The organism is Leclercia sp. 1548, from assembly GCF_050435045.1.
GTDB lineage: Bacteria > Pseudomonadota > Gammaproteobacteria > Enterobacterales > Enterobacteriaceae > Enterobacter > Enterobacter adecarboxylatus.
This window is the reverse complement of record NZ_JBNDJP010000007.1, coordinates 135,083-158,768: the sequence shown is the minus strand read 5'-3', so window position 1 is coordinate 158,768 and position 23,686 is coordinate 135,083. Positions and strand designations below refer to the sequence as shown.

At 56.0% G+C, this 23,686-nt stretch carries 23 protein-coding genes; 8 read left to right on the top strand and 15 right to left on the bottom strand.

Annotated features, from left to right (window positions below):
* Positions 1–100 precede the first annotated feature (100 nt).
* Positions 101–1,081: a YdcK family protein gene (gene ydcK, locus ABIE02_RS18435; RefSeq protein ID WP_429211407.1), complete on the top strand. Its 981-nt coding sequence runs from the start codon at positions 101–103 to the stop codon at positions 1,079–1,081.
* On the opposite strand, the gene rimL is transcribed toward ydcK, so the two are convergent.
* The 4 genes from rimL to ABIE02_RS18415 all read right to left on the bottom strand — a co-directional run bounded on the left by rimL (position 1,076) and on the right by ABIE02_RS18415 (position 5,629).
* Complete coding sequence (rimL, locus tag ABIE02_RS18430; protein WP_032610907.1) at positions 1,076–1,624, bottom strand: 50S ribosomal protein L7/L12-serine acetyltransferase; 549 nt, start codon at positions 1,622–1,624, stop codon at positions 1,076–1,078. The two genes, ydcK and rimL, sit on opposite strands and share 6 nt — an antisense overlap.
* A 96-nt stretch (positions 1,625–1,720) precedes the next feature.
* Positions 1,721–3,376: a glucan biosynthesis protein D gene (locus ABIE02_RS18425; protein WP_032610910.1), complete on the bottom strand. Its 1,656-nt coding sequence runs from the start codon at positions 3,374–3,376 to the stop codon at positions 1,721–1,723.
* Positions 3,377–3,674: 298 nt separating this feature from the next.
* Positions 3,675–4,448 carry an ABC transporter substrate-binding protein gene (locus ABIE02_RS18420; RefSeq protein WP_059307840.1) on the bottom strand — a complete coding sequence of 258 codons (774 nt, stop codon included), beginning with the start codon at positions 4,446–4,448 and terminating at the stop codon, positions 3,675–3,677.
* Between the two features lie 11 nt (positions 4,449–4,459).
* Positions 4,460–5,629, bottom strand: coding sequence for a pyridoxal phosphate-dependent aminotransferase (locus ABIE02_RS18415; RefSeq protein ID WP_336994570.1), 1,170 nt, complete (start codon positions 5,627–5,629; stop codon positions 4,460–4,462).
* Between the two features lie 110 nt (positions 5,630–5,739).
* Between ABIE02_RS18415 and ABIE02_RS18410 the strand changes: the two genes are divergently transcribed.
* A complete protein-coding gene (locus ABIE02_RS18410) occupies positions 5,740–6,582 on the top strand; it encodes a LysR substrate-binding domain-containing protein (RefSeq protein WP_059307839.1) in 843 nt (280 codons plus the stop codon).
* On the opposite strand, the gene ABIE02_RS18405 is transcribed toward ABIE02_RS18410, so the two are convergent.
* Together ABIE02_RS18405 and hglS are read right to left on the bottom strand one after the other, a co-directional pair.
* A complete protein-coding gene (locus ABIE02_RS18405; protein ID WP_336994569.1) occupies positions 6,569–8,077 on the bottom strand; it encodes a carboxylesterase/lipase family protein in 1,509 nt (502 codons plus the stop codon). The two genes, ABIE02_RS18410 and ABIE02_RS18405, sit on opposite strands and share 14 nt — an antisense overlap.
* Before the next feature lie 42 nt (positions 8,078–8,119).
* Positions 8,120–9,463, bottom strand: coding sequence for a 2-oxoadipate dioxygenase/decarboxylase HglS (gene hglS / locus ABIE02_RS18400; protein WP_163604503.1), 1,344 nt, complete (start codon positions 9,461–9,463; stop codon positions 8,120–8,122).
* Positions 9,464–9,736: 273 nt separating this feature from the next.
* On the opposite strand from hglS, the gene ABIE02_RS18395 reads away from it, so the two are divergent.
* Positions 9,737–10,660: a LysR substrate-binding domain-containing protein gene (locus ABIE02_RS18395; protein WP_148569451.1), complete on the top strand. Its 924-nt coding sequence runs from the start codon at positions 9,737–9,739 to the stop codon at positions 10,658–10,660.
* Positions 10,661–10,725: 65 nt separating this feature from the next.
* Here the strand turns inward: ABIE02_RS18395 and ABIE02_RS18390 are convergent, their stop codons facing one another.
* Positions 10,726–10,920, bottom strand: coding sequence for a hypothetical protein (locus ABIE02_RS18390; RefSeq protein WP_164529840.1), 195 nt, complete (start codon positions 10,918–10,920; stop codon positions 10,726–10,728).
* Positions 10,921–10,940: 20 nt separating this feature from the next.
* Here ABIE02_RS18390 and ABIE02_RS18385 point away from each other — a divergent pair, with 20 nt between their 5' ends.
* Positions 10,941–13,319 (top strand): glucose/quinate/shikimate family membrane-bound PQQ-dependent dehydrogenase, encoded by a 2,379-nt coding sequence (locus tag ABIE02_RS18385; RefSeq protein WP_336994568.1) that lies wholly within the window; start codon positions 10,941–10,943, stop codon positions 13,317–13,319.
* 39 nt (positions 13,320–13,358) lie between these two features.
* Here the strand turns inward: ABIE02_RS18385 and ABIE02_RS18380 are convergent, their stop codons facing one another.
* The 8 genes from ABIE02_RS18380 to ABIE02_RS18345 all read right to left on the bottom strand — a co-directional run bounded on the left by ABIE02_RS18380 (position 13,359) and on the right by ABIE02_RS18345 (position 20,013).
* Complete coding sequence (locus tag ABIE02_RS18380) at positions 13,359–13,811, bottom strand: energy transducer TonB (protein ID WP_150871059.1); 453 nt, start codon at positions 13,809–13,811, stop codon at positions 13,359–13,361.
* 113 nt (positions 13,812–13,924) lie between these two features.
* Positions 13,925–15,616, bottom strand: coding sequence for a methyl-accepting chemotaxis protein (locus tag ABIE02_RS18375; RefSeq protein WP_336994567.1), 1,692 nt, complete (start codon positions 15,614–15,616; stop codon positions 13,925–13,927).
* 173 nt (positions 15,617–15,789) lie between these two features.
* Positions 15,790–16,908 (bottom strand): S-(hydroxymethyl)glutathione dehydrogenase/class III alcohol dehydrogenase, encoded by a 1,119-nt coding sequence (locus ABIE02_RS18370; protein ID WP_059307835.1) that lies wholly within the window; start codon positions 16,906–16,908, stop codon positions 15,790–15,792.
* Between the two features lie 29 nt (positions 16,909–16,937).
* Entirely contained in the window at positions 16,938–17,213 is a 276-nt protein-coding gene (locus tag ABIE02_RS18365; protein ID WP_032610935.1) for a metal/formaldehyde-sensitive transcriptional repressor, read from the bottom strand.
* Between the two features lie 183 nt (positions 17,214–17,396).
* Positions 17,397–17,675 carry a biofilm development regulator YmgB/AriR family protein gene (locus ABIE02_RS18360; RefSeq protein WP_032610937.1) on the bottom strand — a complete coding sequence of 93 codons (279 nt, stop codon included), beginning with the start codon at positions 17,673–17,675 and terminating at the stop codon, positions 17,397–17,399.
* Positions 17,676–17,709: 34 nt separating this feature from the next.
* A complete protein-coding gene (locus tag ABIE02_RS18355; RefSeq protein ID WP_163603771.1) occupies positions 17,710–17,991 on the bottom strand; it encodes a hypothetical protein in 282 nt (93 codons plus the stop codon).
* A 44-nt stretch (positions 17,992–18,035) separates the two neighbouring features.
* A complete protein-coding gene (ycgZ, locus tag ABIE02_RS18350; protein ID WP_032610938.1) occupies positions 18,036–18,275 on the bottom strand; it encodes a regulatory protein YcgZ in 240 nt (79 codons plus the stop codon).
* 364 nt (positions 18,276–18,639) lie between these two features.
* Positions 18,640–20,013, bottom strand: coding sequence for an FAD-binding oxidoreductase (locus ABIE02_RS18345; protein ID WP_336994566.1), 1,374 nt, complete (start codon positions 20,011–20,013; stop codon positions 18,640–18,642).
* Between the two features lie 178 nt (positions 20,014–20,191).
* Between ABIE02_RS18345 and ABIE02_RS18340 the strand changes: the two genes are divergently transcribed.
* From ABIE02_RS18340 to ABIE02_RS18325, 4 genes are all read left to right on the top strand, one after another.
* Entirely contained in the window at positions 20,192–20,389 is a 198-nt protein-coding gene (locus ABIE02_RS18340) for a hypothetical protein (protein WP_032610941.1), read from the top strand.
* Between the two features lies 1 nt (position 20,390).
* Positions 20,391–21,161, top strand: coding sequence for a hypothetical protein (locus tag ABIE02_RS18335; RefSeq protein ID WP_032610942.1), 771 nt, complete (start codon positions 20,391–20,393; stop codon positions 21,159–21,161).
* Between the two features lie 171 nt (positions 21,162–21,332).
* Positions 21,333–22,316 (top strand): DUF1852 domain-containing protein, encoded by a 984-nt coding sequence (locus ABIE02_RS18330; RefSeq protein ID WP_059309104.1) that lies wholly within the window; start codon positions 21,333–21,335, stop codon positions 22,314–22,316.
* A 27-nt stretch (positions 22,317–22,343) separates the two neighbouring features.
* Positions 22,344–23,375, top strand: coding sequence for a methionine synthase (locus ABIE02_RS18325; protein ID WP_117385597.1), 1,032 nt, complete (start codon positions 22,344–22,346; stop codon positions 23,373–23,375).
* The last annotated feature ends 311 nt before the right edge of the window (positions 23,376–23,686 follow it).

Below are 23,686 nucleotides of genomic sequence, written 5' to 3'. Positions count from 1 at the left end.
TTTGAAATGCTAGTTTAAGGACTTTCAATTTCAGATGCCACTGTTTCGATCACGCTAAAGTTTGCTACGTTTAGTGAAGAAGACAACTGCGGGCACAGTGATGAAAAAATATCGACTTAGCGATGAAAGCCGTTTGCACCACTGGCAGGACGGTGACATGAAAACAGCGGTAAAGGTGCGCCAGATTATCGCCGAACGTGATTTCAGTGATGTGAAGAGCGGCACCCGTGGCGGCTGGATCGATGACGAATCGGCACTGTCACAGGAGGATGATTGCTGGATCTACGATGAAAACAGCGTGGTGTTTGCCGGGGCGCAGGTCAGCGGCAACGCACGCATCACCCAGCCGTGCGTCATCAGCCATCAGGCTTCAATTGGCGATAACGTCTGGGTCGATGGGGCGCAGATCAGCCAGGGCGCGCGCATAAGTGACAACGTCACCGTTCAATCGTCGGTGGTGCGCGGCGAATGTCATCTTTTCGACAATGCCCGCATTCTGCATAACAGCCTGGTGATTGCCGCCAAAGGCCTGACCCCGGACCCGAATCAGATCCTGCGTATATTCGGCGAGGCCACCGTCAGCCAGTCGCGGGTGGTGCATCAGGCGCAGATCTACGGCAACGCCATTGTCAGCTACGCCTTTGTCGAGCATCGCGCCGAGGTGTTTGAGAATGCTTTACTCGAAGGCAACGAGGTGAACAACGTCTGGGTGTGCGACTGCGCCAAAGTCTATGGCAACGCCCGGCTGCTCGCCGGGCTGGAAGAGGATGCTATCCCCACCCTGCGCTACAGCTCCCAGGTGGCAGAGAATGCGCTGGTCGAGGGCAACTGCGTGATCAAACATCACGTCCTGATTGGCGGCGAAGCCTGGCTGCGCGGCGGGCCGATTCTGATTGACGATAAAGTGGTGATTCAGGGACGGGCGCGCATTCGTGGTGAAGTGCTGATCGAGCATCATATTGAAATTACTGACGACGCGGTGATCGAGGCGTCGGAAGGCGATGCAATTCATCTGCGCGGCGCGAAGATGATTAACGGCGCGCAGCACATTACGCGCACGCCGTTGCTGGGCGCATTATGAGGTGCAGATCCGGGCGTAGATATTCTGGTCATCATAGCGTCCGTTCAGGAACTCGGCCTCTTTGAGACACCCTTCCAGCAGGAAGCCGTTACGCCGCGCTACCTGATTACTGGCGGCATTGTCCACGCGACACTTAATGACGAAGCGGCGAATTTCGCCGCGTCCGGCATAGTGGCGGATAAAGGCTTCCAGCGCGCGGGATAAAATCCCCTGCCCCTGATGCCCTTCATCCAGCCAGTAGCCGATATAACCCGTTTTATTCAGTGGTTCGATGGCGTTGAACGACAGCACCCCTACCAGCGCGTTATCACTGAAGATAAGGAACATTTTGGCGTAACCGCGCTGATGCAGCATCTGGTTGCTCAGGATGTTCTGCCGGGTATCGTCTTCGGTGCCGACAAACTGTGGCCAGTTGAGAGAGTCCTGCAACCACGCCCGGTTTTTGACCACCAGATTGTGCAGCTCGGTGGTGTAACGCTCGTCCGTCGCCCGCAGTTCGATCCGCTCGTCGACGGGGATGATCTCTTCGGTTGTTGTGGTCATCGATCGGTCTCTCTCTTTTTGTGGTGTGATCCCGGTACGGCATACTCCCCCTCACCCCAGCCCTTACTTAAGGGAGAGGGGGCAATCCATTATGCCTTAACGCATGACGCGGTCATCAACGTACTGACGTTTATCAGGGGCCGGTGGGAAGTAGTGATACAGCCAGGTTTCGCTGATCGCTTCGCCCTGGCAGCGCAGGAACATCCGCATATCCACGGTATCGGTGGCGTCGCTGGTAGGATACCAGTCAAACAAGATGCGATAGCCGTCGAACGGCTCCACATAGAGGATCTCAATCTGCTTCGCTTCGCCACTGGAAAGAGTGATAACCGGTTCGATCCCTTTCGGCGCGGCGGCTTTCAGATCGCCGCCGACAAAATCGACCGCAAAACGACGCGCCCAGACTTTCGGGTAGTGCTCGCCAGGTGCCCAGCCTTCCGGGAAACCGCCCATGCCGGTGCGGGTCGCCAGCACGTTTGCCAGCGGTGAACGCACCGGGGGTTTGGCGCTCCAGTAAAGACGATACTGGAAGTCCAGCTTATCGCCCGCCTTCACCGGTTTTTCCGGCTGCCAGAAGCAGACCACGTTATCCAGGGTTTCACCGGTGGTCGGGATCTCCATCAGCGCCACGGTGCCATTGCCCCACTGGTTACGCGGTTCGACCCACAGGCTTGGGCGTTTGTTGTACCAGCCCATGATGTCCTGATAGTGCGTAAAGTCGCGATCGAGCTGCAGCAGACCAAACCCTTTCGGGTTCTTATCGGTGTAGGCATTGAACTGCAGTTTTTGCGGATTATTCAGCGGGCGACAGATCCACTCGCCATTGCCGCGCCACATCGCCAGACGATCGGAGTCGTGGATCTGCGGGTGAATGGTGTCGCACATGCGGCGCTCGTTATTGCCGCAGGCAAACATGCTGGTCATCGGCGAAATACCCAGCTGCTGGATGTCCTTACGGGCATACAGATGGTTTTCGACATCCATGATCACCTGGGTCTTCTCGCAATGGATCACGAACTTATAGGCACCGGTGATGCTCGGGCTGTCCAGCAGGGTGTAGACCGTAAAGGTGGTTGCGCCCGGTTTGACGGTTTCAAACCAGAAGGAGGTGAAGTCCGGGAACTCTTCCTGGCTATCGGCATAGGTGTTCAGCGCCAGGCCGCGCGCGGATAGCCCGTACTGGTATGTATCATCCACCGCGCGGAAGTAGCTGGCACCGAGGAAGGAGACAATATCGCGGCGCGCCAGTTCCGGGGATTTAAAGGCGCGGAAACCGGCAAAGCCTAAATCGCTCTGACCTTCCAGCTGTTTTGTATCGACGCCCGCGTCATGGTAGTTGAACAGCTCCGGGCGGAAGTGAATTTCACGCGCCTGCGAGGTCTGGCTGTCCAGCGAGAACATGCGCACCCGGCGGCGGAAGCCCATCCCGACGTGGAAGAACTGCACGTCAAGCTGGCGGTTTTCGATGTTGTTCCACAGCGACTGCTTCGCATCGTACTGAATGCTGTTATAGGCCTGCGGCGTCAGCGTCGCCAGCGTATCCGGCAGCGGACGCGGGGCCCCGCCCCAGGGAGTTTGCGCCAGGTCGTGCGCCATGGATTGCAGCACGGAAAAGTCGAAACGACGGCTCGTACCGTCCGCAATATCCGATTCGGCCGCATTGGCCGCCCGGGAAAAGAGCGCGGCGAGTCCGGTAGTCCCGCTCAGTGCGGCAACGGCCAGGGAGCCTTGTAAAAAACGTCTGCGATTCATGCCTGGGAAAACGTCCTTATGGTCGTGGGGTAGTGGGTTCCGCTCAGGGCGAAACAACGGCAAGAAAGAACATCATTAAGAGGCCACAGCCTAAACAAAAACGCTTAAGAATCCAATTATTGACAGGCGAGAAACTGCGCAAAGTGAGAAAGATTTTTCTGTCGAGGAGAATTGCCCGAATCGGCGGTAAAGAAACGTATATACCCCAATAATTCACGTTACACATACCCTGGAGTATGACGGGTATAAAAAAGCCCCTGCCGGACATCAACGGCAGGGGCTAAAAGGGTAATTGTTGTTATTTTACGCTGACATCGATCCCCGGGAAGTACTTCTTCGCCAGTTTATCGATCGTGCCGTCAGCGCGAACTTTATCAATGGCGGCATCAAGCTGCTTTTTGGTGGCCTCATCGCCCTTACGCAGGCCATAGCCAATCCCGCTGCCGAGAATAGTGTCATCCGATACGGGCTTGCCGATAAAGCCAAAGCCTTTCCCCTGCGGCTTGCTAAGGAAGCCAGCCTGTCCGGCGGCAGACATCACCAGCGAGGCGTCGATGCGCCCGTTCAGCAGGTCGCCCCAGGCCATATTCTGATCTTTATACGACACCACGGTGACACCCTGCTTTTCCCAATGCTCCTTGGCGTAAGTCTCCTGAATGGATCCCTGCAACACGCCAATGGTCTTGCCCTTCAGTCCTTCCGGCGTGGCGTCGACCGCACTGCCGGTTTTGCCCACCAGCTGCGATGGAATCCGGTAGATCGGCTGGGTAAAGTCGATGCTCTGGCGGCGCTGATCGGTAATGTTCATCGCCGAGTTGATGGCGTCGAATTTTTTCGCCACCAGCCCCGGGATCAGCGCGTCAAATGAGGTCTCCACCCAGCTGCATTTCAATGCGGCGGCAGCGCAAATGGCATTACCCAGCTCAATATCAAACCCTTCCAGCTCACCTGAGGCATTACGGCTCTCAAAAGGGGGATACTCCGCTTCTACGCCATAACGTAATTCTGTTGCCGCGAAGGAAGAAAACGAACACAGCAATCCCAGGCCGACAACGAAGGCTTTTAATTTCATAACTGAACTCCTTAGCGTGGTTTTACCCGACACAGGGCCTGCGCACCTGCCCGTAATGTCGCCTCATCTTTAGCAAAAGAGAGACGGATTAATTTGTTATCTGTCCCGTCGGTATAAAACGCCGATAACGGGATAGTGGCAACGCCGTAGTCAACGATCAGCCGTTTCACCATCTCGCTGTCCTGCTCGTCGCTGAAGTGGCTGTAATCCGCCAACAGGAAGAACGAGCCGGCGCTTGGCAGCAGACGGAACGGTGAATCTGCCAGCAGGTTGACCAGCAGATCGCGTTTGCGCTGGTAAAACGCCGCCAGCGACAGCCAGGTTTGCGGATCGGCCATATGCTCGGCAAAGGCGTACTGCATAGGTGTATCGGCAGAAAACATCAAAAACTGATGAATTTTGCAGATCTCTTCCATCAGTTCTGCCGGGGCAACGCAGTAGCCGACGCGCCAGCCGGTGACGTGAAACGTTTTGCCAAACGACGAGACGATCACGCTGCGCTCCGCCAGCCCGGGATGGGTGGCCATGCCGTGGTGCGGCACATCGTCAAACACCACGTGTTCGTATACTTCGTCAGAGAGAATAATGATATCGGTATTACGGGTGATGGCCGCGAGCTGTGCCAGATCGTCGGCAGAGAAAACCTGCCCGCTCGGGTTATGCGGCGTGTTGATAATGATCATCCGCGTGCGCGAGGTTATGGCGGCGCGGACGTCATCCCAGTTCACCGCGAAATCCGGCACCGTCAGCTTGATGGCGACCGGCGTTGCGCCCTGCAGACGCACAATTGGCGCGTAGCTGTCGAACGAGGGTTCAAAGTAGATCACCTCGTCGCCAGGATGGACCAGCCCGCTGATGGCGGAGTACAGCCCTTCGCTGGCGCTGGCGGTGATCAGCACTTCGCTGGCGGCATCGTAGCGGGTGCCATACAGCGAGGCGATTTTATCGGCGATACGCGCTTTTAGTGGTGCCAGCCCGGTCATCGACGCGTACTGGTTATGGCCCGCCTGCATTGCCCGGTGTACCCCCGCGATGAGCGCCGGATCGCACTCAAAGTTCGGCGCACCCTGGGAAAGGTTGATGGCATTGTGTTCAGCAGAGAGCTGACCGATAACGGTAAAAATTGTGGTGCCAACGTCCGGTAGTTTGGAGCGGAGTTGTATCGGAGTACGCAGTGTCATCCTGAATTCCTCTGGTAGAGAGTGCATAACTATTCAACCCGAACGCCATTGTGGCGACAATCGAATTGTTGTCATAATAGCCATGACAAAAAATCATACCTGGAGGTTCTGTGTCGCGTCGTTCGTTCCCGCTTACTGCCGTTGAGGCCTTTATCGTTACCGCGCGGCATCTGAATCTGACTCATGCCGCAAAAGAGCTGTGCCTGACCCAGGGTGCGGTAAGCCGCAAAATCGCCGCCCTCGAAAGCTGGTTCGGCTTTCCGTTGTTTGAGCGTCACGCCCGCGGGCTGCGCCTCTCCTCTCAGGGCAGCGCCCTGCTGCCGGATCTGCGCGCCTCGTATGAACATTTTCTGACAGTGGCAGACCAGGCCCGCGCCCAGCAAACCGTGGTCCGCCTTAAAGTACCGACCTGCGCCATGCGCTGGCTGGTGCCGCGACTGCTGCAGGTGGAACGCGAGCAGCCCGAACTGCAGATCGCCCTGACCACCACCAACGAGCACAGCGTCAATTTCAAAACCGAATCCTATGATGCCGCCATTGTGTTTGGCACCCAGCTCAGCGCCGGAGATCTGCTGTTCGAGGAGGCCTTAACCCCGGTAGTAAGCCCCCTACGCCAGGGTTCGGCGTTAGAGTCGCTGACCTTCCTGCATCCGACGCGGGATAAAACGGACTGGTCGCTGTGGCTGGAAAAACAGACCGCGCAGCCGCCTGTCATGCACAAAAATCAACACTTCGACACCATGGATCTGGCGATCACCGCTGCCATTCAGGGGCTGGGCGTCGCCATCGCAGACGAGACGCTGGTGGCAGAAGATATCCGCGCCGGGCGGCTGGTGCGGCCTTATGCCACCAGCGTGAGGACCGGCGCCAGCTACCGGCTGGTGTTGCGGGAGTCGCGTGGCAAAGCGGCCGGGCTGGCCGCCTTTCGCGAGTGTCTGCTCAATCCAGGCTGACGTGGTGCTTCATCACCCGTTTAAACAGCGCCATGCGGGCGCGCATAAAGCGGTTTTCAAGCTTAAATCCCGCATGTTTATTCAGTCCGATGCGCAATAATACGTCCCGCCTGTGATGACAGGCAGGCCAGCGCGTCGGGCCATTCAACGTATCGCACTGCTGGCTGGCATAACGGGCGAAGTTAACCCAGTAATCGGCAACCTGCGCGGAAAAGGCCAGGTCATTGTCATTCACGTAGCGCCGGGCAGGCTCGGCCAGAGTGAGCGTATCAAACACGTACGGCACCTCGTTGCCATGCCACGCCCCGTTGACGTAGGTGGCGTGCTCCGCTTCGGCTACGTAGTCAAACCAGTAGCGCCAGCATGGCTGCCCTACCCGTTGCTGGGCCTGCATCACCACAAACCCCAAGGTGGTGAAAGCCATATCGCGGCACACCTGACGCCCTAACTCGGTGTCGTCCTTAACGCCCGGATAGAGCAGCTTGATCAACCCCAGCCCCAGCCGTCGCTCCCGGCGTAGCTTCTGGATCTGCCCCGCGAGATCGATACCGAACACCGCCATCACGCTGGCTTCATCGCTGTTCGAACCGACCATGATGGGCATTGGATGGTGCCGAGCGGCAAAAAAAGTCTCCAGCATAGGCTCCGGCAGGACGCAATCTCCGACAATCGGCGCGGGCGCGACGTTCAGCGGGGCCGTCAGCGGCCAGAGCGCCTCGGGCGGGATCGCCCGTAACTGCTCTGCGGTAGCGTTCTGCAGTCCAAAATGCGCCGCCAGCGCCTCGCCTTTTTTGAGCGCCTGCTCCCGGGGGGTATCCGGCAGGGTGTAACCGCTCTGGATAATCGCCTTATGAAACACCCCCTTTGCCAGCGGCGAGGCCAACAATGACAGCACGCTACGCGCGCCGGCGGATTCACCAAACAGGGTGATGTTCTGCGGATCGCCACCAAACTGCGCGATGTTGTCCCGCACCCACGCCAGGGCGGCGATCTGATCCAGCAGAGCAAAGTTATGCACCACCCGATCCTCTTCCCCTTCCAGGGCCGGATGGGCAAAAAAGCCCAGATGGCCCAGCCGGTAGTTCAGCGTCACCACAATCACGCCGCGCTGCGCCAGCGCTTTGCCGTCATAGGGCGGTAATCCACCCGCGCCGATGGTAAAGCCGCCGCCATGCAGCCAGACCATCACCGGCAGGGGTTCCGGGCGCTGAACCGGGGACCAGACGTTCAGATACAGGCAATCTTCCGAGAAACGCCCCGGATCGCCGCCGCCCAGTTGCTGGCAATACTCGCTGCTCTGCCAGCTCGACGGCGAAAAGGCGGTCGCCTGTAACACGCCCTGCCAGTTCTGAACCGGCTGCGGTGAACGCCAGCGCAGTGCGCCCACCGGGGGCGCTGCGTAGGGAATGGCGCGCCAGACCTGCACATCGCCCTCCGTGATGCCGCAGAGCGCCCCCTGGCGCGTGGTAATTATCGGGGATGAGGCGTTTTCCATACTGACCTTAGGTTAATAGCACATCCCCGCAGAGTACCGTTTTCAGAGCAAACCGCAACGCCGCTTGCTGCGTTCTTCCGCCTCCCGGTAGAGGGTGAACTCATCCAGCACCGGACATCCCAGCGCCTCTTCAAAGGCATCGCGGCTTGCATTGCCGTGGGTACGGGCCTGGGTTTCATTGCCAAGGTTCGACTGGAAGATCCCGGCAGCGCTCACCGGAAGGAAGTCTTCATAGGTGATGGGCTGCGCCACCACCCAGCCGCGCTCAATCAGCGGCTGCGGATCGTCACCGGGGCCAAAGGAGTGACGGTGCGATTCTCCGGCCGGGGTCAGGCGGTAGCGGAACCACGCCAGCCCCTGACGGCGCAGGAAAATATCGCTGTCGGGAAAGGCCTGGAAGACTTCCTGCAGATGCAGCTGGTGGGTCAGGTTGTCCTTACCGGTGCCGGACTCGGCCAGCAGGCGATCGTACAGCTCGCGGCCTTTCGGCGTTAACGCCACCCCGCGCTGCTCAATCTCGCCAAAGCGTGCGGTATGGGTGCCGCGGTGTTCCCCCGCAAACAGAATCGGCTCTTCCAGCGCTTTAAAGCTGGTCTGGCGCAGCAGGAGCGGCATCTCCCGGCGCGGTGGCCCTTCAATCAGCATCTTCGGCTCAATGCCGTACTCCGGCATCAGGGCCTGCACGCGGTCAATATCCAGCGTACGCGGCGTCAGGTGATTGATGTGACAGCCAGGGAAGCAGACCACGTCGGCAATCAGCCGATGTTCGTTGTGCAGCGCCTGGTAGGTTTCATGGTCCACTGTGGCATGACGATGCCAGCGGAAGGTCTCCAGCGCCTCCTGGACAAACTCTTCGGCCTGCGCCGGGGTGAATACCCCTTCCGCTTCATGCAGGGCAATTAGCTCCAGACAGCGGGGGGTGAAGATCGTACGCCGGGCGAGGATTGCCGCCGCCTTTTCGCGCAGGGGGATGTTATCAATCAGATCCAGGCGCAGCAGCGAGGTGAAAATCCGAAAGGGATTGCGGCACAGGGCGGCATCGTCAACCGGACGAAACGCGGTTGAGTGAACCGGCACGCCAGCCTGAGAGAGATCGTAATAGCTGACCGGGAACATCCCCATAATGGCGAACATCCGCCGCAGGGTGGCCAGCTCCTGGGCCGTGCCGACACGGATCGCGCCGTGGCGTTCGAGGTTGAGGCGAGCCAGTTCATCCGCGTTGGCCAGTTGTTCATGCAGTTTCGGGTTATTTTCCAGTACCGCCAGGTTCACATCTGCGACCAGCTCCAGCAGCGTTCCGTATTGCGGAACTTCCTGCTGATACATTGCTGACATCGCCTGTGAAAAGTTCTCCCGAATATCATCAGCCGTGATGTTGTTCGCCATGATTTAATGCCTCCAGTGAATATTACCTGGAGTGTAGAGAAGGCCATTGAGGCTGTTTGGAAGAATTTACGATTTGTGATCCAGGTGGAGAGGTGCTCGTTTTCTGACGCGCCGTGAAGTGAACCGATTCCGGTCCCTGCCCCCCTTTTTCGGGCATTGCCAAAAACTGCTTGTTACTCAATTAGATTGGATGTTAATAATATTTTGCTAGCAGGTTATCAAAATTAAACAACTTCACTTGTCACTCCGCTATCACTGTTTTTAACATCGCCTATGGAAAAAAATGGTTTGTTTAGTCAGCGCATTCGTCTGCGCCATCTGCACACTTTTGTGGCCGTCGCTCAACAGGGAACGCTGGGGCGCGCGGCTGAAACTCTTAACCTGAGCCAGCCTGCGCTCTCAAAAACGTTGAACGAGCTGGAGCAGCTCACCGGCACGCGTCTGTTCGAACGTGGGCGGCTGGGGGCGCAACTCACTCTGGTAGGCGAGCAGTTTCTCACTCACGCGGTAAAAGTGCTCGACGCACTGAACACGGCGGGCCAGTCGCTGACGCGCCGTAACGACGTGCAGGGCGATGTGGTACGCATTGGTGCACTCCCTACTGCGGCGCTGGGCATTCTGCCTGCGGTTATCGGTCAGTTCCATAAGCAGCAGCGCAACATCACGTTGCAGGTGGCAACCATGAATAACACCATGCTGCTGGCGGGGCTGAAATCCGGGGAGCTGGATCTGGGGATCGGCAGAATGTCTGACCCGGAACTGATGAGCGGCCTCAATTATGAGCTGCTGTTCCTGGAGTCCCTGAAGCTGGTGGTGCGCCCGCGTCATCCGATCCTCAATGATACCGTGACCCTCAGCCGGGTAATGGAGTGGCCGGTGGTGGTGTCGCCGAAAGGCACTGTTCCGCGCCAGAACGCAGAAATGCTGCTGCAAACCCAGGGGTGTAAACTGCCGTCGGGCTGTATCGAAACCCTATCGGCCTCTCTGTCGCGCCAGCTGACGGTCGATTATGACTATGTCTGGTTCGTGCCTTCCGGCGCGGTGAAAGAAGATCTGCGTCAGGGCACGCTGGTGGCCCTGCCGGTCACGACCTCCAGCCCTGGCGAACCCATTGGGGTATTAACCCGCGTGGAAGCCCCGCTCTCCACCGCCACCCAGACGCTGCTCAGCGCGATACGTAAATCCATGCCGGTGTGATCACACTTCCTCTCTGCCCGTCTTGATGACGGGCTTTTTGTTTCCATTACTCAAATAATGCGAAATCATTCATTAACAATTGCGCTAAACAATTTAACAGATTTATCATACCCGCCGATTTCACCAAATGGTTCATTCAAATAACGCAGCGGTGATTTCTTTGGCGCTATAACGGCGTCACGTCCGACTTTTTCATCAAGGATCTTTTCTTCTGTTACCCATTTGGTTCGGGATGAATGCTGCCCGGCCAGTGAAGACAAGATTATTTCAGGAGACAGAAATGGCTTTAGGTAATTCGCTACGTGGGTTCCCCCGGATCCTGCAGTGGCTGCTGGTCGGTCTGATGGCACTCATCGGGCTGGCTGTCGGTGGACTGGGTTTTAAGCTCGTCACCGTGGGGGGAAGCTGGTACTTCCTGATCATGGGCGTGGTAATGCTGATCGCCGCGTTCCTCATTGCGCACGGCCGCACCAGCGGCATCATCCTTTATGCGGTGGCGTTTATCGCCTCCGTGATCTGGGCTATGAGCGACGCAGGCTGGGATTTCTGGCCGCTGTTCTCGCGCCTGTTTACCTTTGCGGTGCTGGCCTTCCTGGCTGCCATCGTCTGGCCGTACCTGCGTGGCGCAGGTCAGCCGGTCAACAAAGCCCCGGCGTTCGGCATTGCCGCCGTGCTGGCGGTGATGATGCTGGTGAGCTTCGGCTGGATGTTCAAACCGCAAACTTTAGTCGCGGCTAACGAACCTGTACCGGTTAAACCGGTGGCGGAAGGCCAACAGCAAAAAAACTGGGCGCACTGGGGTAACACTACTCACGGCGACCGTTTCGCTGCCCTCGATCAGATTAACAAGCAGAACGTTAACGAGCTTAAAGTAGCCTGGGTTGCCCATACTGGCGATATTCCGCAGAGCAACGGCTCCGGCGCGGAAGACCAGAACACCCCGCTGCAGATTGGCGACACGCTGTTTGTCTGCACCCCTTACAGCAAAGTGCTGGCTCTGGACGTGGACTCCGGTAAAGAGAAGTGGCGCTACGATTCGAAAGCCACCGCGCCAAACTGGCAGCGCTGCCGTGGGCTGGGTTACTTCGAAGATAACCAAAACGTGACAACGTCACCAACCGCAACGCAGCCTGCCGCCTGCGCGCGCCGTCTGTTCCTGCCGACCACCGATGCCCGTCTGATTGCGCTTAACGCCGACAACGGCCAGCTGTGTGAAGACTTTGGCGACCACGGCGTGGTTGACCTTGGCGTGGGCATGGGTGAAATCAAACCCGGCTACTATCAGCAAACCTCCACCCCGCTGGTGGCAGGCAATGTGGTAGTGGTGGGCGGCCGCGTAGCGGATAACTTCTCCACTGGCGAACCGCCGGGCGTGGTGCGTGCTTATGACGTCCATACCGGTAAACTGGCCTGGGCCTGGGATCCGGGCAATCCTAACCTGACCGGCCTGCCGCCAGAGGGACAGACCTATACCCGCGGGACGCCAAACGTCTGGTCAGCCATGTCGTATGACGCCAGGCTGAACCTGATCTACCTCCCGACCGGTAACGCCACGCCAGACTTCTACGCGGGCAAGCGTACCGAGCTGGACGATAAATACAGCTCCTCGATTGTGGCGGTAGATGCCGCGACCGGTCAGGTTCGCTGGCATTTCCAGACCACCCACCACGATCTGTGGGACTTTGACCTGCCTTCCCAGCCGCTGCTCTACGATCTGCCGGATGATAAAGGCGGTACAACCCCGGTGCTGGTACAGACCAGCAAGCAGGGCATGATCTTTATGCTCAACCGCGAAACCGGCGAGCCGGTCGCGAAGGTGGAAGAGCGTCCGGTGCCTGCCGGGAATGTCGAGGGCGAGCGTTACTCCCCTACCCAGCCGTACTCGGTCGGTATGCCGATGATTGGCAACCAGACCCTGCACGAATCGGATATGTGGGGCGCCACGCCGGTTGACCTGCTGCTGTGCCGCATCCAGTTTAAAGAGATGCGCCATCAGGGCGTCTACACCCCGCCAGGTCTGGACCGTTCCCTGCAGTTCCCAGGTTCGCTGGGCGGCATGAACTGGGGCAGCGTGTCGGTGGATCCGAACAATAGCCTGATGTTCGTTAACGATATGCGTCTGGGACTGGCTAACTACATGGTGCCGCGCGCGAATGTCGCGAAAAATGCCAGCGGGATTGAGATGGGGATTGTGCCGATGGACGGTACGCCGTTTGGTGCGATGCGCGAACGCTTCCTGTCGCCGCTGGGTATTCCCTGCCAGAAACCGCCGTTTGGCACCATGTCTGCCGTGGATCTGAAATCCGGCAAGCTGGTGTGGCAGGTTCCGGTGGGAACCGTAGAAGACACCGGCCCGCTGGGGATCCGCATGCATATGCCTATCCCGATTGGGATGCCAACGCTGGGGGCGTCGCTCTCCACGCAGTCCGGCCTGCTGTTCTTCGCCGGCACTCAGGATTTCTACCTGCGCGCGTTTGATACCGCTAACGGGAAAGAGATCTGGAAGGACCGCCTGCCGGTGGGCAGCCAGTCCGGGCCGATGACCTACGTGTCACCGAAGTCAGGGAAGCAGTACATTATCATCAATGCGGGTGGAGCACGTCAGTCACCGGATCGCGGGGATTACATCATCGCGTACGCCTTGCCTGATAAGCAGTAATCACTGAACCGGCCACTGATGTGGCCGGTTTTTTTATGTTCATGGCTGACTGGAAAGCGCGTTCTCAAGCCAGGTTGCGGTCTTGCCGTTCTGGTAACTGGCGACCAGATTCTGCCTGATGCCCGCAGGCCAGCAGCTGCGCATCACCGCCCGCTTCGTCTCTTCGAAGAAAGGCTTATCCCCCGCCGCCTCATAGTCTGCGGCACGCCCGTTCAGCTTAACGTTAAAGGATACGGTGACCCGACCGGAATAGTTCTGCGCCGCAGCCTGTTCAGGATAGCGTGGCTCTACCCGATAAACGTCCCCGTCGCAGTCCGCCTGGCTGTTATCCGCTACCGAAGTGCTGCCGCCTACCGGAAACGATAATCCGACGCCCACGCCGCTGCCGCCACTGCCCCCACCGATCCCCACACCGCCTATCCCCACGCTGCCGCCGGATGCACACCCGGCCAGTAGCCATGCGGCGCAAACCACCTGCGTAAATTGTTTCATCGCCCTGTTCCTCTTCAGCCCCTACAACCATCATAGCGGGGAATAAAAAAAGGGTTCATGTCGGAACATGAACCCTTTTGCCGGAAGAGGTTATCCGGCAACAGATGACAATATCAGAAGGTTTCCCAGTTATCCCCATCGGCAACGGCCGGGCGCAGTGGCGCGGCAGCGGTCACCGGCCCGGATTTGTTGCTGCTGCGGCTCTGGGTCATCCCGTGCAGACGGAAGGTGCCGACTGCTTCGGTCAGGCGGGCAGCCTGATCTTCCAGCGAGGCTGCCGCGGCAGAGGCCTCTTCCACCAGCGAGGCGTTCTGCTGGGTGACTTTATCCATCTCCGAGATCGCCTGGCTGACCTGCTCAATACCCCGGCTCTGCTCGTCGGAGGCGGCCGCGATTTCCAGCATGATGTCGGTAACACGTTTAACCGCTTCCACGATCTCGCTCATGGTGTTGCCTGCGGCGACCACTTCACCCGATCCCTGGTCAATGAGCGACACCGATTCGCTGATCAGCCCCTCAATCTCTTTCGCAGCATTGGCACTGCGGCTGGCCAGCGTACGCACTTCGCTGGCGACCACGGCAAACCCGCGTCCCTGCTCACCGGCACGGGCCGCTTCTACCGCGGCGTTCAGCGCCAGGATGTTGGTCTGGAAGGCGATGCTGTTGATCACCGCGGTGATCTCAGAGATTTTCTTCGAGCTGCTGGAGATATTCCCCATGGTTTTCACCACACCGGACACCATCTGGCCGCCGCGGCTGGCTTTACCGGAAGCATCTTCCGCCAGTTTGCTGGCATGATGCGCGTTATCGGCGTTCTGTTTCACCGTTGCGGTGAGCTGTTCCATGCTGGCTGCGGTCTGCTCGATGGCAGCGGCCTGCTGTTCAGTACGTGATGAGAGATCGGTGTTACCCGCAGAGATTTCGCTGGTCCCGCGATAGATCTCTTCCGCGCCCTGACGCACGGTGCCTACGGTCCCCACCAGCGAACGCTGCATGGTTTGTAGGTCGTGGGTCAGACGGCCAATTTCACTGCGTCCGGTCTGATCCTCGGCCAGCGTCAGATCGCCTTTGGCGATATGCGCAATGCGATTCGCTGCGCGTTGCAGCGGGTTAATCACCGTGCGACGCAGCACAACAAAGGTGATCACCGTCAGCACCAGCGCCAGACCAAAGGCACCGACCATGAACATCAGCCCCATTTGGGTGCGGGTATGTGCCTGTTCGGTCAGCATATTGGCGCGGTCGGTACGGATCTTGATCGCTTTGAGCAGAACCACGTTATAGGCATCATCCAGCGGACGCGCCGACTCATTTTCATGGTTGATGATAGCTTCAAACATGCCGTTTTTGGCATATTTCAGCATCGGCTTCATGCCATCGATATAGGCCTGGTAGCTCGTTTTCAGTTCGCCATCCAGCGCTTCATCCGCCGGGGTGCGCACACCCCGATCCATATAAGCGGCAAAGCCCGCCTGAGATTGTGTAATACGTTTCTCTGCTTCCGCGATGTTCTCTTTCATCGCATCCATTTCCGCAATACGACTGGCCGCACCCGCATGGATCATATTGATACGCGCCGTGCGCAGGTGGTTAGAGCTGTTTGATAATCCGGTACGCACCTGAATTTCAGCAGTTACATCCCGCAGATCGTTATCGGCCTGCAGTAAAAAATAGCCTGCCAGCCCGGCGCTCAGGGCAAACAGCAAAATAATGCCACCCAAAATCGAGGAGAAAAGTGGAAGCAGCCTGATGTGATGCAGGAAGCCCAGCTTATGTTGCGCCCGAACTGTTGTTGTTTTGTCCATAGCCGTTGACTCTCTCATAGGTAAGATGCGTGGAAACACGCCTGTAAAGTAGTCATCGGCACTGCACTGAATTTAATTACGGCTAAAATCGCAACACTGGTCACACTTTCGCAATGATTTTTAAAGAAATGTCGTCCCGCTGCCCCTGAAGGCGCAGCGGGAGAAAGATTTGATCAGTTATCGCCGAAATGGATAACGGTACGGATGGATTTACCTTCGTGCATCAGATCGAATGCTTCGTTGATCTGGTCCAGCGGCAGACGGTGGGTGATGAACGGATCGAGCTGAATTTTACCCGCCATTGCATCTTCTACCATGCCCGGCAGCTGGGTACGGCCTTTGACGCCGCCAAAAGCGGAGCCACGCCAGACGCGACCGGTGACCAGCTGGAACGGACGGGTCTTGATCTCCTGCCCGGCCCCGGCCACGCCGATGATCACGCTCTCGCCCCAACCCTTGTGGCAGCACTCCAGCGCTGCGCGCATCACATTGACGTTACCAATGCACTCAAAGCTGAAATCGACGCCACCGTCGGTGAGTTCAACAATCACCTCCTGCACCGGCTTGTCGTAGTCGTTCGGGTTGATGAAATCAGTCGCGCCCATTTCACCGGCCAGTTTGAATTTTTCCGGGTTGGTGTCCACCGCCAGAATACGCCCGGCTTTCGCCTGAACCGCACCCTGGATAACCGCCAGACCGATGCCGCCCAGACCGAATACCGCAACGGTATCGCCCTCTTTGACTTTAGCGGTGTTGTGGACTGCGCCAATGCCGGTTGTGACGCCGCAGCCCAGCAGACAGACCTTATCCAGTGGTGCCTGTGGGTTCACTTTTGCCAGCGAGATTTCGGCGCAAACGGTGTATTCGCTGAAGGTGCTGGTGCCCATGTAGTGATAGATCGGCTCGCCGTTGTAGGAGAAACGGGTGGTGCCGTCCGGCATCAGGCCTTTACCCTGGGTGGCGCGAACCGCCTGGCAGAGGTTGGTTTTGCCGGATTTACAGAACTTACACTCGCGACACTCTGCGGTGTACAGCGGGATGACGTGGTCGCCCGGCTGCAGGCTGGTAACGCCCTCGCCCACTTCCACCACCACGCCGCCGCCTTCATGGCCGAGCACCGCCGGGAAAACGCCTTCCGGATCATCACCCGACAGGGTAAACGCATCGGTGTGGCACACGCCGGTGTGGGTGATTTTGACCAGCACTTCGCCTTTCTTTGGCGGTGCCACATCAATTTCAACGATTTTCAGCGGCTGGCCTGGGCCAAATGCAACAGCAGCACGTGATTTCATCTTGCTTTCCTTTTAGTGATGTCAGGTTTTTATTTTAGATAAGAGCGCAGCAAATGACCGACTTCTGCCATTCTGACGGCCCGCTGATCGGCGGTGGTCTCGCCCGTCACCAGCTCATCTTTGAGGTGAATTTCAACCATCTCGCCCATTAACCCGTTTGCCGCCCCGCGCACTGCGGCGATTTGCTGGAGGATGGCAAGGCAGGGTTCGCCGGATTCGAGCGCCCGCTCCAGGGCATCGACCTGCCCGCGAATGCGGCGCACGCGCGTCAGGACACGTTTTTTATCTTCAGGTGAATGTGGCATAGAAGAGGCTCCTGGATACTGTAGGGGGGTATACTATTTTATTTTGCAGAGGTCTGTAAACGACAATGTTTGTGGGGTTGTGGCTAAGGTTGTTATTGGCGTTGTGACTGGAGGGGCAGACTGGAAGACACTTCAGGAGAGGTCACTGCCCTTGTTAAGGGCAGTTTGCGCGAACATTAATGCTTAAATATCATCCCGCGTAAAACCGACAACAATTTCAAGCGTATTTCGGATTACATCGGCAGCCTCTTGATCCGTCGTTTGTTCAAGCGCGTAAATTAACTGGAGAATAATTTGTTTATTGGTCAGGTTATCTCCACTGAGAATAATACATCTTATTGCTGAACCTAAGACGGCAGACTCAACGGATAAGGCACCGCCAGCTGAACTGAAGTACGATGCCAGCGCCTGATCCTGGAGTGCATTGAAATGCTGTGTGTGCTGAGAAATATTGGTTTTCATATCATTCACTCAAAGATTAGTGTTTTTTATCGTATTAATGCTGTTTAGGATTCACCGCCAGATACTGCATGTTACTGATAAAACTCTTCTTTATGACGTCAGAATGCATGTTTTCGCTGGACTTGACCTTTTGGTCCACCTCTGCGACTGCCGCCGATAAGGCGCTACGTCTTTCAGTATCACGTTCTGTACTGGCCATTTTCTTCAATTTAATGGCCAGAGACTTAAAATTTATTGGACCGTTGTCTTTTAAAATTAATAAAACAGCCTCACCAATAAGATCGTCTTTTAGTTTTTCAAATCTCGTTCTATGCATAACTTTTCTCACATTGCTATTGAGCTAAAGCAGCACGTTACGTGTTATCGCTCAAAAAAAAGACTGATTAGCGCATTATAGTGCGCTATTTCTGCTTCATCTTCCGTCTGTTCCACGCGCCGTAATAATTTGGTACAGATAGCCAGTCGGCTCAGATTACGTCCTTCATTCAGAATCTCCCCTACGATTAAACCCAGCGTCTCCTGCTGACTACGCATATGGGCTTTATTAAAGTAGGCCGTGATTGCCTGGGCTGAACTTTGGCGCGAACTGTAACCTCGCATAGATGCTCCGTGCTGATGGTGAGAGTTTTAAACATATGCAAAAAAAATATACCAATTTGCGATAGTTGTACACACCAGCTGTACAACTTTGTACGCTTTTAAATGGCGCACTATGTGGATTTTTTAAAAAATATATAATAAACAGCAAGTTAAAATGAGAATATATTTTAAGATTTACAAAAATATTTTATCCAGGTTTTTTTGAGTTAAATCTAAGTATTACCCATAAAACCGGGAACCTTGCCTCAAAATAAACCTTCCAACGCGTCCTGAACTTCAGTTTTAAAAACTCTGCCTAATTACGCCTGACATCCAGTCACCGCAGTCTATGCCTGTATACGGTTGTCAGGCGCAATTCTTTGCCTTATACCGGCCTGATATTCTGATTCATCCTGAACAAATTTGTCGGGTCGTACTTGCTCTTCAGCTCCACCAGCCGGTTCCAGGTGGCGCCATACGCGAAGGCGATACGGTCGGTCTCCTCCTGGGTGAGAAAGTTGATGTAGGCCCCGCTGCTGGCAAACGGCTGGGATTTCGCAAAAAATTCCCGCGCCCAGGCGATACATTGCTCATCCTCGGCGGCGGTTTCCCAGCGGCCGTGCACGTTCAGCACGTAGTTCGCGTCCCGGCTGGAGTACGCCATGGCCTCGGGCATAATGCGGGTCGTCTGGCCGCCAATCGTTCCGATGAAGATCTCGCAATGCGGTGACGGCAGTCTGGCCGCGTATTCGACAATGGCATCGATTACGCTGTCGCTGATGTGCACGAAGTTATGCGACTTCCAGTAATTACGCACGCCTTCCGCCAGCAGGGGATCGAATGCCTGCTGCCAGGCGACATAAGGCTGCACGCCAACGTGTTCGCCAATCACCGTGCCGAACCCGCGCAGCGGATCGATAAGTTGCTCCCCCATTTCAGGATGGCCTACATAGCACAGGGCAAGCGCTACCATCTCTTTGCCGTGAAACGTGTCGGGCAGGAAAGGCAGCGGCGGTGCTTTGCGCGTAATCATCCAGACGTTGAGTTCTTCCGGCATCGTACAGGTGAAGCGGGCAAACTGCGAAATCACCTGTTTCGCCTCATCAAAGGGAAAGACAATTAGCCCACTCAGCACATCCGGTCCAACGGGATGGAGCTGGAAGTCAAAGCGCGTCACCACGCCGAAGTTGCCTCCCCCACCCCGCAGGCCCCAAAAGAGATCCGCGTTTTCTGATTCACTGGCGTTGAGTTGTTGGCCGTCCGCCGTAATCACTTCGGCCGAAAGCAGATTGTCGATGGTCATGCCGTACTTACGGCTCAACCAGCCGAACCCGCCGCCCAGCGTCAGGCCCGCCACCCCGGTGGTGGAATTGATACCCAGCGGCGTGGCAAGGCCATGAGCCTGCACCACCCGATCAACCTCGCCCAGGGTGCAGCCTGGCCCGACGCTGGCCGTACGGGTGGTCGGGTCCACTTGCACGTCCTTCATCAGCGAGAGGTCGATCATCAGGCCGTCGTCGCACACGGCATTGCCTGCAATGTTGTGTCCACCCCCTCGGATGGAAATCAGGAGATGTTGCGTGCGGCCAAACTGGATGGCGCGAATGACATCCTCTGTGGATCTGCAGCGGGCAATGACCGCGGGTTTGCGGTCGATCATGGCATTCCAGATCTGGCGCACGTCGTCGTAGCCGGCATCGTCTGGCAGAAGCACTTCCCCCTGGAAGTGCGTTTTGAATTCATCGATTGTGACTTTCATGATTTTCACCTGGCGTGGTTTAACCCTACTAATTATGGTGGTTTTCATGCGCCATGATGACCTGAAGGGTGATTTATTCGGGCTTGGCCGTAAGAGAGAGGATTTTCAGCATAACCTTAAGGCAGCCCCCGCGGGGATCGGTCAGACTTAACCTTTTTGTTTATAAGGATGCCATGCGATGAGACGTCTGATTACGTCGATTTTCTCCAGCCCGGAGTCGCTGCTGCAGGTCATGAGTCAGCAGGAAATTATTGAGGCCGTCGAGGACGGCGACCGTATTATTATCGATCAGGACGGCAACGCCTCGGTCAACTACAAAAGCAAAGAGGTGCGAGAGGACTTCCTGCGCCATGTTAACGCGCTGAAGAGGGCCTGATATGGGAACGGCGATATTCATGGTGCTGATGGTGTGTGGCTACTGGTACACCAGTCGCGACCTCTCCACCCGCTTTAAAATTAAGCGTTCCTTCGGCTGGGATGTCTATTTTCTGGTTGCGCTGTACGGCTGTATCTTCGTACTGCAGGGGGTGATCGCCACCGGCCTGCTCTGGCTGCTCCTCCTCGGGTGCTCTTATGCTGCGAATACGTTCCACTTGATCCCGCAGGCCAACGCTAACTGGCAAGTGGATTTTATGAACTGGAGCTTTCTGGGTATCCAGGCGCCGGTGGTGGTGATGCTGGCCTTTGCCATTCTGTTTTGTCTCTATCGTTCTAACTGGGCAGGCAGCGCCAGGCTGGACGGTGAGGGCCGTAAACAGCTCTATAAGCGTCTGTCGCAATCCAGCGGTATCGAACAGTTGTTGTATCAGTGCATGGAGGAAGGCGAGCTGGCGCTGGTGACCCTGAAGTCGCGACGCATTTATGTCGGCATGATCCATACCGCGACCCTGGAGTATGAAAAAACCGCCAATATCGTGCTGATCCCGATGCTCAGCGGCTATCGCGACGGTACGACGCTTAATCTGTGCATTGAGCATAATTACAGCAAGTGGTATGCAGACCACGACATCACGCTTGATTCCCAGCCCCGCAGCGCGATGGCCTTCCGCAAGGTGATTATGTTGGATCAAATTGAAAGTCTTTCACTATTCGATCCTGCCAGCGCCAGCGCGCTGGATCTGGAGCAACGTTCGGAGAAAACAGACTGATCGGTTCTTCGATCATGAAGATGGCTCATGTTGTAGTGAAATTTAGTCGCTTTCCCTCGTACAGAGGCTCTGGCATAAAAGATGCATTAACGTATTAGCAACATAAAAAGTGAAATTCGTGACAACAACGAACATCACTTTTTATGCCAGAGCCGAGGAAGTGAGATGACGATCAATAAAGACTTCACCTTTACGATTAAGCACAGTCGTTTCGATGAAAATTATAACCCCTCCGAAAACACCCGTATTACCACCAACTTTGCGAACCTGGCCAGAGGCGACAACCGCCAGCAGAACCTGCGTAATACGTTAGTGATGATCGACAACCGATTCAATGCGTTAGCTCACTGGGACAATCCAAAAGCCGATCGTTATGCTGTTGAGCTGGATATTATCTCTGTGGAGATGAATATTGACACGGAAGCGGATCGCTTCACCTTCCCGGCCATTGAAATATTAAAAACCAACATTCTTGATAAAAAAACGCACGAGCGTGTTGAAGGCATTGTCGGGAATAATTTCTCTTCCTATGTGCGGGATTATGATTTCAGTGTCTTACTGCCGGATCATAATAAACAGCAGGACGCGTTCAGCATTCCGCATGATTTTGGCGCGTTACACGGCAATATCTTTAAGCATTTTGTCAACTCACCCGCGTACCAGCAGAACTTTAACAAGCCGCCGGTCATTTGCCTTAGCGTATCCAATAAAAATGTCTATCAACGCATCGGGAATGAACATCCGGTATTAGGCATTGAATACCAGCAACAGGGTTCGTCGTTGACGGAAGCCTACTTCAAAAAAATGGGTCTGCAGGTTCGCTATTTTATGCCGCCACACAGTGCCGCGCCGCTGGCGTTTTATTTCACCGGCGATTTACTGAGTGACTACACCTTTATTGAGTTGATCGGCACCATCAGCACCATGGAGACGTTCCAGAAAATTTATCGTCCTGAGATCTACAACGCTAACTCGGTCGCCGGGCAATACTACCAGCCCAGCCTGACGAACCAGGACCACTCCTTAACCAAAATTGTTTACGATCGCGAAGAGCGTAGCCAGTTAGCGATTGAGCAGGGAAAGTTTACTGAGGAACACTTCATTAAACCGTACAAAAATATTCTTGAGCAATGGTCTGCTCAGTACGCGCTTTGATTAATTAAAACAATAAGGTCACCTGTTATGAAAACATTGCTCCCCACGTCCACTGCTGGCAGCTTGCCTAAACCGTCCTGGCTTGCCCAACCGGAGACCCTCTGGTCCCCCTGGAAGCTGGAAAATGAAGAATTAATTGCCGGTAAGCAGGATGCGTTGCGTTTATCCCTGGACGATCAGCTGCGGGCTGGCATTGATATCGTCAGCGATGGTGAGCAAACGCGCCAGCATTTCGTCACCACCTTCATTGAGCACCTGAGTGGCGTCGATTTTGAGAAGCGCGAAGTCGTTAAAATCCGTAATCGCTATGATGCGAGCGTGCCGACCGTCGTGGGTGCCGTGGCCCGCCAGAAGCCGGTGTTTGTTGATGATGCCAAATACTTACGTCAGCTCACCACGCAGCCCATTAAATGGGCGCTGCCTGGCCCGATGACCATGATCGACACCCTCTATGACAACCACTATAAAAGCCGCGAAAAACTGGCGTGGGAGTTCGCAAAGATCCTCAACCAGGAAGCCAGAGAGTTAGAGGCCGCGGGTGTGGATATTATCCAGTTCGATGAGCCTGCCTTTAATGTGTTCTTCGATGAAGTGAATGACTGGGGCATCGCCGCGTTAGAGAGAGCCATCGAAGGGCTGAAATGCGAAACGGCGGTACACATTTGCTATGGCTATGGCATCAAAGCCAATACCGACTGGAAAAAGACGCTGGGGTCAGAGTGGCGGCAATATGAAGAGGCGTTTCCGAAACTGCAAACCTCTAATATCGACATTATCTCGCTTGAGTGTCATAACTCGCGCGTACCCATGGATCTGCTCGAACTGATCCGCGGTAAAAAGGTGATGGTGGGTGCCATTGACGTGGCAACCCATGCCATCGAGACGCCAGAAGAAGTTGCCAGTACGCTTCGCAAAGCGCTGCAGTTCGTGGATGCCGATAAGCTCTACCCTTCTACCAACTGTGGAATGGCGCCGTTATCCCGTCAGGTTGCCAACGGCAAGCTGAATGCCTTAAGCGCCGGGGCGGAGATTATCCGCAGAGAACTGAGCACCCGATAATCTGTCAGGCCGGGCAAGCGAAGCGTCCCCGGCCTCTCCTTTCACGCTATTTTTTGGCGTTTACTTTTGTCTGAAACCGACATCAGGATCTCTTTCCCGATAGCCACGCTGCACTTGCCGCGCCCCTTCCCCCGGATCCTTATTAAGAGTCAGATTAAATCCGCTGAAATAGTGCGCGGGTCTTCGCACTTGAGTTTATATCGACGTTACGTCTGTTTTTAAGCTATATGAAACTGCCGTGCCGCTCATCGCGAAAAGCAAACATTCATTGCGTGTCGACATTTTCACTATATGAAATGAGTCTAAAAGAA

Excerpts from the sequence above, each read along its gene's own strand:
- ydcK (WP_429211407.1), top strand. The coding sequence starts at position 101 with ATGAAAAAATATCGACTTAGCGATGAAAGCCGTTTGCACCACTGGCAG.
- rimL (WP_032610907.1), bottom strand. The coding sequence starts at position 1,624 with ATGACCACAACAACCGAAGAGATCATCCCCGTCGACGAGCGGATCGAA.
- ABIE02_RS18425 (WP_032610910.1), bottom strand. The coding sequence starts at position 3,376 with ATGAATCGCAGACGTTTTTTACAAGGCTCCCTGGCCGTTGCCGCACTG.
- ABIE02_RS18420 (WP_059307840.1), bottom strand. The coding sequence starts at position 4,448 with ATGAAATTAAAAGCCTTCGTTGTCGGCCTGGGATTGCTGTGTTCGTTT.
- ABIE02_RS18415 (WP_336994570.1), bottom strand. The coding sequence starts at position 5,629 with ATGACACTGCGTACTCCGATACAACTCCGCTCCAAACTACCGGACGTT.
- ABIE02_RS18405 (WP_336994569.1), bottom strand. The coding sequence starts at position 8,077 with ATGGAAAACGCCTCATCCCCGATAATTACCACGCGCCAGGGGGCGCTC.
- hglS (WP_163604503.1), bottom strand. The coding sequence starts at position 9,463 with ATGGCGAACAACATCACGGCTGATGATATTCGGGAGAACTTTTCACAG.
- ABIE02_RS18395 (WP_148569451.1), top strand. The coding sequence starts at position 9,737 with ATGGAAAAAAATGGTTTGTTTAGTCAGCGCATTCGTCTGCGCCATCTG.
- ABIE02_RS18385 (WP_336994568.1), top strand. The coding sequence starts at position 10,941 with ATGGCTTTAGGTAATTCGCTACGTGGGTTCCCCCGGATCCTGCAGTGG.
- ABIE02_RS18380 (WP_150871059.1), bottom strand. The coding sequence starts at position 13,811 with ATGAAACAATTTACGCAGGTGGTTTGCGCCGCATGGCTACTGGCCGGG.
- ABIE02_RS18375 (WP_336994567.1), bottom strand. The coding sequence starts at position 15,616 with ATGGACAAAACAACAACAGTTCGGGCGCAACATAAGCTGGGCTTCCTG.
- ABIE02_RS18370 (WP_059307835.1), bottom strand. The coding sequence starts at position 16,908 with ATGAAATCACGTGCTGCTGTTGCATTTGGCCCAGGCCAGCCGCTGAAA.
- ABIE02_RS18365 (WP_032610935.1), bottom strand. The coding sequence starts at position 17,213 with ATGCCACATTCACCTGAAGATAAAAAACGTGTCCTGACGCGCGTGCGC.
- ABIE02_RS18360 (WP_032610937.1), bottom strand. The coding sequence starts at position 17,675 with ATGAAAACCAATATTTCTCAGCACACACAGCATTTCAATGCACTCCAG.
- ABIE02_RS18355 (WP_163603771.1), bottom strand. The coding sequence starts at position 17,991 with ATGCATAGAACGAGATTTGAAAAACTAAAAGACGATCTTATTGGTGAG.
- ycgZ (WP_032610938.1), bottom strand. The coding sequence starts at position 18,275 with ATGCGAGGTTACAGTTCGCGCCAAAGTTCAGCCCAGGCAATCACGGCC.
- ABIE02_RS18345 (WP_336994566.1), bottom strand. The coding sequence starts at position 20,013 with ATGAAAGTCACAATCGATGAATTCAAAACGCACTTCCAGGGGGAAGTG.
- ABIE02_RS18340 (WP_032610941.1), top strand. The coding sequence starts at position 20,192 with ATGAGACGTCTGATTACGTCGATTTTCTCCAGCCCGGAGTCGCTGCTG.
- ABIE02_RS18335 (WP_032610942.1), top strand. The coding sequence starts at position 20,391 with ATGGGAACGGCGATATTCATGGTGCTGATGGTGTGTGGCTACTGGTAC.
- ABIE02_RS18325 (WP_117385597.1), top strand. The coding sequence starts at position 22,344 with ATGAAAACATTGCTCCCCACGTCCACTGCTGGCAGCTTGCCTAAACCG.